Raw genomic sequence first — 13,594 nt, 5'->3', positions numbered from 1 at the left:
CGCCACAGTAAAATTTTTTATCGACCTGTAGAGGTAGCGCTGCGCTGGTGTCTTCTAATGGCATATGAAGCCCAAATTCTCCAGTCAAATTGGACCGATTTGGCTATTCTACGGACGACTTTTCCACAATGGCCGTGCCTGCATGCAAATACCGAGAGAATTATCGATGCAGTTAAGCATGGTGAACTGCCTTACGGCTGCCTGGGACTAACGGTTTCTCGAGGCACTCCTGTCGATATCTCGCAGTTAACTGTTCGTCACACCGATCTTCGGATGTGGATGTCACAGTACTATCCTGAGCAAAAACCGCCCTTCCTCTTCGATCCAATCCCCCATCAATTAGACAGCATAAATATTGGGACTTACCTGGCGCTGCAAGCTGACAGAGAAGCTCTCCAATTACAAGTCAAAAAAAATCAGCACTGCTTATCAAGAGCTGATTACAGAGCTTGAGGCCATCGGATTGGAGAAAGAAAATATTCGACTTATGCTCAATAGCAACAAAAAAGTCAGCGACCGTAGTGAAACCGTTTATCTTCATATAATCGGTGCGATGCTGACTTTATTGCTAGGTCATTCCCCTTCCGGCAAGCCTCACTCGGTTTTCAGGTCACAATCCGCGATAGTCGACGCCCTAATCGCTCACAATAAAGAACTCCCTGGCGTTTCTAAACGTACCCTGGACGAAAAATTCGCCGCTGCCAAGCGCAGCCTCTCCAAACGCTGAGTCGTATTGCGCTGCACCCCCCCTAACTGCGGCGCAATGACTCCCCTCCATTTCTGCTATTCAATTCAGGTCACGTCCCGTCCCGTCACGCGCCAATCGACACCAGGAATGCCCCATCATATCCAACCAACTATCTCCTACTACTGACCTACTCCAACCGTCGCTCGAACGTCACATCATGCGGCGTGACGAGGTGGAGCGTAAAACCGGTTTCAAGCGCGCACATATCTACAGCTTGATGAAGGAAGGCAAATTCCCTCAGGCCAAACGCATTGGACTGCGCGCGGTAGGTTGGGACTCGCTGGAAATCGAGCAGTGGGTCGTTGAGCGTTTGGGCCAACAGGCCTGATGCCATGCATGTGTTATCGGTGGTTTCCACGAAAGGTGGCGTAGGCAAAACCACAGTAGCTGCCAATCTCGGCGGTCTGCTGGCGGATGCTGGCCTACGCGTCCTACTGCTCGATCTGGATAGCCAACCCACCCTCTCCAGCTATTACGACTTGAGCCAGAAAGCTGTCGCTGGGGCGTACGAGCTCATTGCACTCAACTTAACAACGCCTACACAGATAGTATCCAGAACCATGATCGCTGGGCTCGACCTGATCATCTCCAACGACGCTCAAGGCTAGTTGAATACGTTGCTGCTGCATGCCCCTGACGGGGGATTACGGCTGCGCAATCTGCTCGACGATTTCCGCCCCCGTTATGACCTGCTTTTGATCGACACCCAAGGCGCACGCAGCGTGCTGCTGGAGATGGCCATCCTCGCCTGCGATATCGCCCTCTCTCCCATCACACCGGAGATGCTAGCCGCCCGCGAACTACGCCGCGGCACTTTGAGGCTGTTCAGTGAACTCGAACCATTTCGTCACCTAGGTATTACACCGCCACCTTTGAGACTGCTGCTGAACCAGGTAAATAGCATCCGAGTAGACACGCGAATGATCATTCGTGGCCTGCACGAGGCCTTCGCTGGTGCTCCCAACATTTCAGTTCTAGACACCGCAGTTCCAGACCGAGAGGCTTACCTCAATGCCGCCTCCCTTGGTCTTCCCGCCTACCGAATCGAGACTCGCCCGTCACGTGAACGACGCTCACAATCAGCATTGGAAAGCATGCAAGCGCTGGCCATCGAGTTGTTTCCGGAATGGCGCCAAGCGATTTCTAGGGTAAGCAGATACGCAAAGATTCGATAAGGAGAATTCCGAAACCAGTATTTCTCGCCAGGTAATTTTGTTTGTTCAACTGTGAGGCCAACAGCGTTTGGCGAGGAGTTCTTTGATGTTGGATCGTTTTCCCATCGTCGTTCAGCCATCCATTCGACAAGATCATTACCTGGCGAGGAATACTGCACCGTGGTCTTTCGCCTGCCGCGTGGGCGCTCGGCCATGGGTCGGTTTCTCGCGGAACTGTCTCGGTATCTCGAAGGTTCGGGAATAGCCGAGATCGTTAAGTTCGAAGTCGGTGACCGACGATTTCACCAGGCCCAAGCTGAGTAAACCCAGATACCTTTAATGTGCTGAATGCCCATGCGCCGGCGCGCAGCAAATACGTAACTGCCCAGGCGAAAACGAAGAGCCCAGTGAAGCCAAGCACCTTACTCAATTTGTCATTCCAAAGGCTTGGCAGCAGGGAGACCAAGACAGGAATAAGTGCCGTTATGGCGGCAAGGTAAATGCCGGCTTTGGCATCAGCACCCTTTCGTCGATCAACCTCAGCATCAAAAAGGCGGCGCGACTCATCAAGCGCAACCTCGCTGTCCTTCGACCAATTCCCCTGCCTTACCGATGTCGCGATGCTACGCATCCATTCATCATCAGCAGCTTTTTGTGCTGGAGACAGATCGATCACAACCGGCCATGTCAACCGTATTACTCGGTTCAACCGCCCCCACCCATCAGCCATGAGAAATTCCGACTAGATTGTCCACAATAGCGGAAGCGATTGGGTACCCGGTTAAATTCTCAATCCATGCCCACTGGCCGTTCGGGTTGATTTCCAGGAACCACAGTTTGCCTTGTCGGTCGCAGATCAAATCGATTGCCCCGTATCGCAGTCCTAGACGCGAGACGAGCTCTAGGCACTGCCGTTCGATCTCGACAGGTAGATTGATTTTCTCGTGCCGTAAATCTGGCCTGCTGCCCTGGCGCCAGTCGACCTCGGTCTCGCTGTGCTCCTGCGACCAAATCGCAGTGGCGAAGAGGCGCTCGCCTACTACGGTGACCCTGACGTCATATTTTTTCACAACCTCGGCCTGGACAATGAAAGGTGTCAACGCCATCGCTCTTGCCTGACCGTCGTCCAAGGTATCGAGGCGCTTGGTGAAGATGACACGTTCGCGTTCGCCAGCCAAAACGGCCTGGCGCAACGGCTTGCCAATGGCTTGATCAACCTGGGTAATCTGACGCGCTGATCGAATGTCGTTGGTGATAACTACGGCCGGCACATTAAAGCCAATCTCGTGAGCCATCAACAGCTGAAGGGGCTTGTCCTCGGCGTTGAAAATCTTGGCAGGTGCATTCAGCCAGCAGGCATCCAGACGCGTATAGAGACTCTTTAAAAAGCTGCTCCATTCGGCTTCGATGTAGGCTCGCTCTCCCGGATCGACCACCTCATCAGGCACGATAGGGGCGCCAGGCCGGCGGAAGTAGGCGCCCGTCACTTGGTCGCCACGGATGGTTTTGCCATCCAGCGTAATTGACCACGCTGTACGAGGATGACTATCCATGGTGCACAAGGATTGTGGGAGCAACTCAGTGTTCACGCGAAAGTATGGAGTGTTACGACGACGCACCTCGGCGACAATGTAGTCCATCGTGATATCACGACGGTTGGTAACCAATAACAACATGAGCGTCTCCCCATCAGCCTTCGTAGTACCGGGTATCCAGTCCGAAGGTGGGATCGCCATTGTCGTCGTGCTCCAGTTGGAGATTGGTCTTGGTGATCAACTCAAGGATATAAGTCGCTTCGCAGCGGTCGTCACGTTCGGTAGTCGAATCGGTCTTGGTCACGAGCTGAAGGAGATGGTTTGCTTCCCGAGTGTGCTCGTCATCGCTTTCGACGTTTTGGGCAGTCTTCGTCATCAGCTCCAATTGCCAGGTAGCCTCATCATCCTGCTCAGCATTTACCTTCGTCTTGGTGAGGAGCTCGCTTAGCGCCCCTTGCGCGATGATAGGCTTTATGCCCTCCGCGGTATCGACAACCCACATGTCAAGGGCAGCAGAGTAGTAGCCTGGGATCTTCTCCTCACCAGTTCGCGTCGTAGCGCCACCCGCCAGAAAAGGCGAGGACACCAACGTCTTTTCCATTGCACCCATACGTCGAACCTCCTGTTGACCTGTCGCGCCAGCGCGGCGGGTAGCTGACAGTACCATCAGGCCATCATGACGGTAAATATGAACGATCGGGATAGTGGCTGCGTACCTCAACCGCCATCCCTGGGGGGATGCCTTTAGCTCTTGCCAAGCGAGCGAACAACATGGTTTTAGATTCGCAGAGACGTGGGTCGTCCGCGGTTAGGCCCCGCGCAGGATCCGCTCAAGCAAGTGCAGAAGCAAAGACGTGATCACCCAATTTCGCAGGCCGTGCAAGAACACGTTTGCGACGGTCTTGCTGTTGGCACTGGCGTCGAATTGACCTATTGGCCGATGCCATGATGTTCCAACAGCAATCCGCAAAAAAAGCAGTGGTAACGGTTCATAAGGTAGAAGCTTGAATCAATAAGGTTTCAGCCACTAGGTCAATGCTGTGCTGGCTGGCAATAACACCTGCGGCTAAGAATCGAGTAGACGGGGTACATGTAACCCGTGGTAAAAACGATTCCCCCTTTTTTAATGCTCCCAGCGACAGTTTCCATCTTAAAAACTGGTAGCTCCGAACAGAGTCTGCCCTTTAGGCGAATCACAGCTACGGGCGCCGACGGCAGAATGCTATCACGCCTGGAACAAGTGATTGCCTTGTGCTACCACTCGAGTCAGAATGTGCGCAAAGGAGTTTCGGTTAGGTCACGTTGAACATGGAAAGGATGCCAGCAAGAGCGCAAAGCCCAAGGGTAATCCTCGCCCTAGGTGTATCCGTCGCAGCGCCGCTCATCTCGCGCCTCCCCACCGGCATCAAACATCGCGCCACGACTTCCCGCTGCAAAAGCACTAACAACCGAATTCCTTTCACTCCAGCGGCCTATTCCCTCACACAAGGGAGCTATAGGATCCCACGCGAATCTTTCCTTGTGCCGGCGTCGTCTCCACACGCTTACCCGGCACCATCAAGCTTTCACTCGCAAGATATGGTGGCTTCGTGGGCAAGCGCTCGCCTCAGCGCTCGCACTCATTCAGACATAATAGCCAACCACACACATCAGGCGTTGTTTGCGGCATGTACGACCTTGGAGCATGGGCTGAATTATGAGTTCTGTAGCAAGCAACGATTCCGCAGATCAAAAGAAAGATTGCGACCCCTACAGCGCCGGGGAACAGGGATTGGGCTACATCTTCCAACCCCGCTTTGCGCTGTACCAGGCATTAGAGCTTCCAGAGGACACCGCGATCCTCATCGAGAAGGAAGATGACCTCGACTTCCTGGAGTCCTCTGGAAAGAAGACACTGGCCTCTCTCAAGCACAAGGCTGTTGGTGAACGCCTGACTGACCTATCTGTCGACTTCTGGAAGTCGGTCAATATCTGGCTAACTCGTTACCAGGCCAATGGGCGGGTTGAGTCTGACTATCAGTTTTTTCTGTTCACCACCTCGTCCGTCGCACCGGATTCATTCTTGAAATTCTTTCTGTACGGCGCCAATACAACGGAGGCTCAGCCCAGCCTTTGGCAACTGACAGAGAACACGCTCGCCACCAGCAAAGCGAAATCGTTCACCAAGATCAAGGAGTTGCTCTCGAAGCTGACAGCGCTGGAAAAAGAGGACTTCGTATCGAGAATCACGATTATTGACAGCACACCTCGGATTGGCGATCTCCCAGCACTCATCAAGGCCCAGAAAATGCGGCCAATCCGTGCTGAGCACAGAGATGCAGTCTTTGAGCGCCTGGAGGGATGGTGGAATGACCTGATCATCCAGATGCTCTGCGAGCCGCAGAGCGAGCCCGCATATGCCCGGGACGTTTCTGAGAAGCTGTTCAACTTCAGTGAAGAGTACAAGGATGACAATCTTCCGATCACCTTCGAGGACGCGATCCCCACATCCCCCATTGATGTGAGCATCGATAATCGGCTTTTCGTAAGTCAACTACGTGAGTTGAAACTGAGCCCCAGCCGCATTCGAAATGCGATCCTGGACTACTACCGAGCATTTGAGCAGCGCTCAGCCTGGGCGAGGCAGCGCTTGGTGGGCTCTGAAGAGATCATGAAGTATGAACGCCGGCTGACGAATGAGTGGGAGCGCACCAAAGATGTCCTATTCGACGATGATGTACTCGGTGCGTCAATCGAGGACTGTTCTGACCCGGAACTGATTGCCGTTGCCAAGAAGCTGTATACCTGGGCTGAGACAGAAGCCCAGAAGCTTGATCACCTGAAAATCCGGGCACGTGTGACAGAGCCTTACGTACTTCGCGGCAGTTTTCAGATTCTCGCTAACAAGCGCCCCTATCCCACCGTTTACTGGCATCCACAGCTTCTGGATCGCCTATCCAAGGCTGCTGGAGAGACCGAATGATTCGCTGGGATGAGCGTCCGTTTGAGACCAAAAATTTGTTCAACCCTGCCTTTTGCGCGGTAGTCCTGTTGCGTGCGCTCAAGGCCTATGCGGTGGTAGAGCCCAAGGGTATGCCCTTTTCGATGTCACTGCTTGTATTGCCGCTGAGCCTCCACCAGGAATCTCGAAGCGCGCTGCTCAAGCACTACAAGGGCTACTTGCTCAAAACGGTGGAAACCTACCCCCAGATGCAAATCGGACTGGCAGAGAGGGTAACTGAAATGCTGCCGTTCACTTTCGAGGCATTTGCGTTGGCGCACTACACCGATTGTTTCGAGGTCACCCCGTTGGGACGACTCCTCCCGAAAGCCAGGAGGATTAAAGCAGACATCGAAGGCACCGAGGAAACAGTGGCGTGCCAACGTGCAGCGGCTCTGTTGGGGAGAGAGTTCGCCAAGATTGCAGACAGGGTTACGGTGTACACCGCTTTTGGAATTCGACCATGAAAATCAGCTCCATCCACGTATACAGCCACGATGGCCAGCGCCGCGATGTCAACTTCGAAGTCGACGGACTCAACATCATTACGGGCCGCTCGTCGACAGGTAAATCCGCCCTTTCGGACATCATCGAATACTGCATGGGCCAATCCAACTTCAACGTTTCGGATGGTGTTATCCAGGACAAGGTATCCTGGTTCGCAGTGATCTATCAATTTCCGGACGTGCAGGTCATGGTGGCGAAACCGGCCCCACGGGCAGGCGGCGCGAGCTGCAGCCTGGCCATGACCCGTACCGGGGAGTTCGTGCAGCCCCTTGAGTTTTCCGAGCTAGTGGTCAACACGGACGACGTCGCCGTCACCTCGTTGCTGTCACGCCAACTTGGCATTCCGGAAAACCGCACAGAGGTGGCGGAGGAGCACACGCGTAACAGCTACGAAGCCTCCATCAAGCATTCGTACTACTACCTCTTCCAAAGGCAGGGCCTGGTCACCAACAAGGATCAGCTTTTCTATCGCCAGAACGAGCCGTTCCAACCCCAGGCGATCAGAGATACGCTTCCCATCCTGCTGGGCGCGTCAACCAATGAGCGATACGAGCTGCAAACTAGGCTGCGGACAGCTCAGCGAGACCTGAGGGCTCAGACAAAGCTGCTGGAGCAGGCGAAGCAAGCCGTGGGCAACAACCGAAACCAGGCCATCGCACTGCTGACTGAAGCCAAGGCGGTAGGAATACTCCCTCAAGAGTCCCCCATTGGGGAGGTCGAGGAGATCATTGCTGCCCTCAAAACGGCAGCGCATTGGACTCCCGCCAAACCGCACGCTCAGCCTGAGGACAAGGTACCCAAATTGGAGACTGAGCTGGCCAAACTGAGGAAAACCAAACGCGAGATCAAATCCAAAATTGAGGCCGGCCAGATATTCGAACGGCGTGCCGGCGGCTTCCAGAGCGAGGCATCGGAACACATCGACCGCCTCTTATCCATCAAGTCACTTCCGAAGAATGCAACAACAGGCGAATGGCAGTGGCCTTTCGCCGAAAAGAATCTGGCCATGGAAACCCCCATAGCCCAAGCGCTCATCGGCGAACTCGCGTCCCTGGAAGCAGAAATGCAGACGGTGATGGGCCAACGTCCGCAGATTCAGGGCTACCTGGCGGAGGAAAACCAACGCCTTCAGGACACAAGCAAGTCAATTGTCGAGAAGGAAGCGGAGCTGACAGCCGCCATCGCCGCCAATACGATGCTGATGAACGCACAGAAGCAAAGCGACGCAGCCAGGTATGTGGTGGGGCGCATCAGCTTTTTCCTTGAGGGCTTCGTCCCAGACAATTCGCTAAAACGGCAAGAGGCTGACTATCGCCGTCGGGAAATGCGCGTACAGGAACTTGAAAAGGCACTGGCAGATGTTGATGTGGAAGACCGCCTTGCGTCGATCATGAACAGCATCTCGGCACAGTTCAATCTGTACAACAAACGCTTCGAATCTGAATTCAGTGCCTACCCTGCCCGATTCGACCTGAAGAAGCTGACCATCATTTTTGACCGCCCCGAGCGTTCTGTGCCCATGGCTCGGACAGGCGGCGGCGAAAACTACCTGGCCTACCATCTCTCCGCGCTGCTCGCTCTGCATTGGTACTGCGCCAAGAGCAATCGACCCATGCCGCGCTTCTTGTTGATCGATCAGCCGACCCAAGTGTATTTCCCCTCAGAGGAATCCTACAAAGCGGTCGACGGTACGGTATTGAACACCGAGCAATCCGATGCCGATATGGACTCGGTACGCAAGCTGTTCAATCTGCTATACCAGTTCACGGTCGAAGACGTACCAGGCTTCCAGATCATCATCACGGAGCATGCAAATCTACGGGATGACTGGTTCCAGAAGTCTCTCGTCGAGGCGCCCTGGAGCAAACCGCCGGCGTTGGTGCCTGAGGGCTGGCCATTCAAGAGCGAAGTGACGTCTTGACGAGCTGTTGAATGCGCCGTTCTTCTTGGCGATGGGTACCAAATGCATCCACTTGAGTTGCATCGGACCTAGGCAAAAACGGAAGCTGGAGTGAGTCCTGGCCCCTCGTGCCAGGACAGCCTTCCACCAGGAGTTGCCATGACCCGTCTACGCTTCATCCCCATTCAACTTACACGCTACCCACACACGAACGAAGCGCTGTTCGCCATTGCCCTATGGCCCGTATTGTTCGCGATCGGCTGCTGGCGAACGCCACAAATCGCCCAGTTCCTGAACTCTCAGGGGGTTGAGATCAGCATGCTGCAGGTCTTTCTGGCGGGCTTTGGCGCCTACCTGTTTCTGCTCGGTAAGCACCGCGTCTTCAACCACCGCTATTTCGAGCACCACGCAGTCGATATTGCCTGGTACCGTCAACTGCGCGAGGTTGGTCAGGACATGGTTGCAGCAGGCCTGGCTGGCACTGATGCGCATAGGGCCGTGACGAGCGAGATGGTCCAGCTCCGCAAGCAATTGGGCTTTTTGGTCGATGCAGATAACTTCTATCGCAAGCTGAAAGTCTTGATCCGGGTAATGAGCTGGCTGCGTGGTAAGTTCAAATAACTCAGTCATTTTCCCCCTGTAAAGTACAGTCCGGGTTCGCAGCAGAGAGTCCGGCATTTTCGGTACAAGATAAGGATGTTGGAGTACGTCATGACCATCGAACTAAACACCAAAGCCATCAGAGGGCTCACCCGTCTCGCGCTTCCAGCTGACGATGGTTACATCTATCGGCTTGGGGTCGCGCTGTACGGCTTTGCTTCCCTCAGCAGCTTCATGGCCGAGCTCGCTCACCATATGGATCCGCTCGTGAACCGCGCTGAGCTTCAGGCAAGAACGGGCGGCGAGATCCTCAGCGAATTCCGCAAGTGCGTAAAGAAAACTAAGGCAACAAAACCGGCGGTCGGGCCTATTGGCCGCGCCGCCGCTGACATGTTCCAAGCACTAAACACCCGGCGTTCGGACATCATGCATGCCTACCCGATCACCAACCAAGCCAGGCAGCAAATTCTGCACCGTCGGCTGGACAAGAAAAATCGCTACTTCGAGGTCACCAACGAGATACTGGAGGAGTTCATCTGCAAGCTACATGACGTGAGCAGCTTGCTGTATGACATTCGCGCCATCATGAAGCCAGAGCTTGGCGACCGAGCAGCAGCTGCTAAGCAGTGAGTAACCTGGATGCGTGCCCAGAAGCCTTGCACGCGGATAGCTTCAAGCTTGGCTTCCTGGCTAAAGTGGGATGTTACGCAGCAAACCCAGCCGCTAAAGGCATCCCAGCCCCTAAGCTGCTTGTTATCGCTTCAATTGCCACTCCAACCAAATGGCATGAAAGCAAGCTGGCTACCGTCCAGGAAGGAAATCTGATGTGACGTCTCATCACGTGCACCTGTGCTGACTCGAAATCTAGCTATGATCAAAGCGAAGCGGCATCGGGCAGATCAGCGCAGGGACCTACTATATGGCAAGGATTCGTCGGCTCCAGATCCAAAACTTTCGTTCTATTCAGAACTTGGACTGGACACCCTCACCCGGCTTCAATTGCTTGATCGGCCCTGGCGATAGCGGAAAGTCCAGTATTCTTGATGCCATCGATCTTTGCCTCGGCGCCCGACGCAACGCGCCTTTCGGCGACACCGATTTCTACCAGCTGGATGTTGCACAGCCGATCCTGATCACGGTGACGCTGGGTGGCCTACCTGATGACCTGATCAACCTTGACAGTTATGGCGATTTCCTGCGCGGCTTCGATCACATGAACCGAACGCTAGAAGATGAGCCGCGTTTCGGTATCGAAACCGTACTGACCCTGCAACTCAAGGTCGAGAGTGATCTGGAACCTTCCTGGCGGCTCTATTCTGACCGGGCGAGCCAGCAGGGCATTGAGCGAAACCTGGCCTGGAAGGATCGAGCACGCATCTCCCCCGCTCGCATCGGAAGCTATGCCAACACCAACCTGTCGTGGAGCCGTAACTCCATCCTCAACCGATTGACCGAAGAGCGGCCTGCGCTCGGTGGTGCCTTGGCAGAGGCCGCACGAGACGCTCGGAACGGTTTCGGTGTACAAGCAGGAGCTCAGCTTCAGCGGCCTCTGGAGATTGTGACGCAGACCGCCAACTATCTCGGCGTACCCGTTGGTGCAGCCGCCCAAGCATTGTTGGATGCCCATGCAGTCTCGATCGGTGATGGCGCCATTGCCCTGCACAACGACCAGGGCATTCCTCTACGATCGCTCGGCACCGGATCGTCTCGCTTGCTGGTAGCGGGCCTTCAACGCCAGGTCGCACAGGCAGCCTCCATAGCATTGGTGGATGAGGTGGAGTACGGCCTGGAACCCCATCGTTTGATTCGTTTCATGGACTCCCTGGGCGCCAAGGACACACCGGAACCCCTCCAGGTTTTCCTGACCACCCACTCGCCTGTTGCCCTGCGAGAATTGTCAGGACACCAACTCTTCGTGGTTCGTCCACGACAGGCCCATCACGAGGTTCTCCAGGCCGGGATATCCGATGATGTACAAGGCACGCTCCGGGCTGATCCCGAGGCCTTTCTGGCCAAACGCATCGTGGTCTGTGAAGGTGCCAGTGAAGTGGGTCTGATGCGCGGCCTGGACCAATACTGGGGCACCCTCGGCAGGCCTTCCTTCCTGGCGCTGGGCGGGGCCTATGTCAACGTCAACGGCGGCAGCCCTGATAACTGCTACACGCGTGGCTCCGCGCTGCTCAGTCTCGGGTACCAGGTGCTTGTGATCGTCGATGCGGACAAGCCCGTAACTGCTGCAATCCAGCAAGCTTTCCATATGGCTCATGGACAGTCCGCGACATGGGGGCAAGGACGTGCCCTGGAAGACGAACTATTCGCCTGCTTGCCGGACACGGCCCTTGATAGATTGCTTGAAAAAGCTATTGAGGTGCGTGACCGAGAGCTGGTAGCTGGCCACATACGTGATCGTTCACAGAACACCTTGGCACTCGATCAGATTGAAGCATTTCGAGCGCAAGGGGTGCCTTATGCACCAGGTACTCGAAGCTATCTAGGACTTGCCTCACGCATTCGCAAAAATGGCTGGTTCAAGTCAGTGACGACCTACGAGTTCATCGCCAAGCACATCATTGGCCCGAACCTGCAGGCGTCTCATCCCGACCTCCTAACGACTATCAACCGGATCAGGGACTGGATTCATGCCGCCTGAGATCGCGCTGTTCGATTTTCCAAGAGGGTCGATAACCGCGCCGGCAGGCTGCGGTAAAACGCAGCTGATTACAGACACGTTGATTCAGCATACGGGGCCCAAACCCATTCTGGTTCTGACCCACACCAATGCCGGTGTCGCGGCCCTGCGCGCTCGCATGGCACGTGCAAGGGTGCCGCCCGCCTCATTTCGCATTGCAACGCTTGATGGCTTCGCCATGAAGCTGATCGGCAAATTTCCCGCCCGAAGCGGGCACAATCCAGTGATCATGCAGTTGGCCAATCGCGCCGCTGACTATCCTGCAATCCGGGCAGCGGCTATCGTGCTGCTGAGTGGGCAACACTTGGATCAGGTCTTGCGCTCAACCTACTCGCACCTTTTGGTCGACGAGTACCAGGACTGCAACCAGGCGCAACACGCCATCGTCACTTGGCTCGCCGCGAGCTTGCCCACCTATGTCCTGGGCGATCCCATGCAGGCCATTTTCGACATCGCGCAGAATCGCCTGGTCGACTGGAACACCGATGTCCTTCCACACTTCCCCAGGATTGGCGCCCTGGCCACGCCTTGGCGATGGCGCCTCGCCCATGCGGAGAACCTGGGGCTCTGGCTGCTTCAGATGAGAGAGCTGCTGGAAGCCGGTCACCCAGTCGATCTGGCTGCAGCGCCCCACGAAGTTCAATGGATACAGATCCACCCAGCCAATGCCGACGCGCAACGACGAAACGCTGCATTGACCCCGCTGCAAAACGGAGAGTCGGCGCTGATCATAGGGGATGCCAGAAACACGGCAGGCAGGCAGCGTCTGACAAGCCAGACACCAGGTGCAACGACGGTAGAGGCTGTGGATTTGCCAGACCTCATCACCTTCGCTCAGAGCTTCGAGCTGGCAGGGCCAATGGCGCTGAGCCAGATTGCCAATTTCGCCGCGAGCGTGATGACAGGTGTGGGAGCCACTGCTTACCTCGCTCGGGTCGAAACCATACGTAATGGTCGCAACCGCACCCCACCAACAATCGCTGAGTTCGTCGCGGTGACCTACCTGGCAACCCCCAGTTTTGCAGGTGTGATCGACCTCCTACAGCAGCTCTCCCAGCAGCAGGATTGCCGCGTATATCGCCCGGAAATCCTTCGCTGCTGTATCGCCGCGCTACGAATGGCCGCGTCCAATACACACACGTTCCGCGAATCAGCTATTCAGATTCGCGAGCGCAACCGCATGCAAGGGCGCCCATTGTCGCGCCGGGCAGTGGGCAGCACTTTGTTGCTGAAGGGACTGGAGGCGGATGTTGCGGTGATCTTGGAGCCTGAGCAGATGAACGCCCGAAATCTCTACGTTGCCATGACGCGTGGTGCGAAGAGGCTCATTGTCTGTAGTCAACACCCTATCCTGACGCCTCCCAGATAGCGCGATTTCACAAGGTTTGAAAGGGAGCGATCGCATCCTATCGATTAGCCCGAAGCGAGATCCATACGGCAAGATCGGATGAAAAATACGCATCGCTCAAAATGGGCAGGCC

12 protein-coding genes and 1 pseudogene are annotated in these 13,594 nt (G+C 55.5%); 10 read left to right on the top strand and 3 right to left on the bottom strand.

Annotated elements, in window-relative coordinates:
* Nucleotides 1-355: 355 nt before the first annotated feature.
* From Q7F16_RS13275 to Q7F16_RS13265, 3 genes and pseudogenes are all read left to right on the top strand, one after another.
* A complete protein-coding gene (locus tag Q7F16_RS13275) occupies nucleotides 356-727 on the top strand; it encodes a protein kinase (protein WP_409556243.1) in 372 nt (123 codons plus the stop codon).
* A 178-nt stretch (nucleotides 728-905) separates the two neighbouring features.
* A complete protein-coding gene (locus tag Q7F16_RS13270) occupies nucleotides 906-1,076 on the top strand; it encodes an AlpA family phage regulatory protein (RefSeq protein WP_409556242.1) in 171 nt (56 codons plus the stop codon).
* A gap of 4 nt (nucleotides 1,077-1,080) precedes the next feature.
* Nucleotides 1,081-1,923 (top strand): annotated as a pseudogene (locus Q7F16_RS13265) (ParA family protein).
* 253 nt (nucleotides 1,924-2,176) lie between these two features.
* Here the strand turns inward: Q7F16_RS13265 and Q7F16_RS13260 are convergent.
* Genes Q7F16_RS13260 through Q7F16_RS13250 form a run of 3 tightly spaced genes read right to left on the bottom strand, consistent with a single transcriptional unit; the run spans nucleotide 2,177 to nucleotide 4,047 of the window.
* Complete coding sequence (locus Q7F16_RS13260; RefSeq protein ID WP_409556241.1) at nucleotides 2,177-2,632, bottom strand: hypothetical protein; 456 nt, start codon at nucleotides 2,630-2,632, stop codon at nucleotides 2,177-2,179.
* On the bottom strand, nucleotides 2,625-3,578 hold the full coding sequence (locus Q7F16_RS13255; RefSeq protein ID WP_409556240.1) for a hypothetical protein: 954 nt from the start codon (nucleotides 3,576-3,578) through the stop codon (nucleotides 2,625-2,627). The genes Q7F16_RS13260 and Q7F16_RS13255 overlap by 8 nt, the downstream gene beginning before the upstream one ends.
* 13 nt (nucleotides 3,579-3,591) lie before the next feature.
* Complete coding sequence (locus Q7F16_RS13250) at nucleotides 3,592-4,047, bottom strand: hypothetical protein (protein ID WP_304997747.1); 456 nt, start codon at nucleotides 4,045-4,047, stop codon at nucleotides 3,592-3,594.
* 1,086 nt (nucleotides 4,048-5,133) lie between these two features.
* Between Q7F16_RS13250 and Q7F16_RS13245 the strand changes: the two genes are divergently transcribed.
* From Q7F16_RS13245 to Q7F16_RS13215, 7 genes are all read left to right on the top strand, one after another.
* Entirely contained in the window at nucleotides 5,134-6,399 is a 1,266-nt protein-coding gene (locus tag Q7F16_RS13245) for an ABC-three component system protein (RefSeq protein WP_304997751.1), read from the top strand.
* On the top strand, nucleotides 6,396-6,884 hold the full coding sequence (locus Q7F16_RS13240; RefSeq protein WP_221399162.1) for a three component ABC system middle component: 489 nt from the start codon (nucleotides 6,396-6,398) through the stop codon (nucleotides 6,882-6,884). Before Q7F16_RS13245 ends, Q7F16_RS13240 begins: the two co-directional genes overlap by 4 nt.
* Complete coding sequence (locus tag Q7F16_RS13235) at nucleotides 6,881-8,845, top strand: DUF3732 domain-containing protein (protein ID WP_221399161.1); 1,965 nt, start codon at nucleotides 6,881-6,883, stop codon at nucleotides 8,843-8,845. Before Q7F16_RS13240 ends, Q7F16_RS13235 begins: the two co-directional genes overlap by 4 nt.
* A 138-nt stretch (nucleotides 8,846-8,983) precedes the next feature.
* Nucleotides 8,984-9,445, top strand: a complete 462-nt coding sequence (locus Q7F16_RS13230; protein ID WP_221399160.1) for a hypothetical protein — start codon at nucleotides 8,984-8,986, stop codon at nucleotides 9,443-9,445.
* Nucleotides 9,446-9,535: 90 nt separating this feature from the next.
* Nucleotides 9,536-10,054, top strand: coding sequence for a hypothetical protein (locus Q7F16_RS13225; protein ID WP_221399159.1), 519 nt, complete (start codon nucleotides 9,536-9,538; stop codon nucleotides 10,052-10,054).
* Between the two features lie 289 nt (nucleotides 10,055-10,343).
* Complete coding sequence (locus Q7F16_RS13220; protein WP_323146288.1) at nucleotides 10,344-12,074, top strand: ATP-dependent nuclease; 1,731 nt, start codon at nucleotides 10,344-10,346, stop codon at nucleotides 12,072-12,074.
* A complete protein-coding gene (locus tag Q7F16_RS13215) occupies nucleotides 12,064-13,482 on the top strand; it encodes a UvrD-helicase domain-containing protein (protein WP_409556239.1) in 1,419 nt (472 codons plus the stop codon). Before Q7F16_RS13220 ends, Q7F16_RS13215 begins: the two co-directional genes overlap by 11 nt.
* Nucleotides 13,483-13,594 lie beyond the last annotated feature (112 nt).

Origin of the sequence: Pseudomonas sp. Lb2C2 (genome assembly GCF_052112205.1) — a bacterium.
Taxonomy (GTDB): Bacteria; Pseudomonadota; Gammaproteobacteria; order Pseudomonadales; family Pseudomonadaceae; genus Aquipseudomonas; species Aquipseudomonas kilonensis.
The sequence above is the reverse complement of the archived record's forward strand: the minus strand, read 5'-3'. Positions and strand labels throughout refer to the sequence as shown.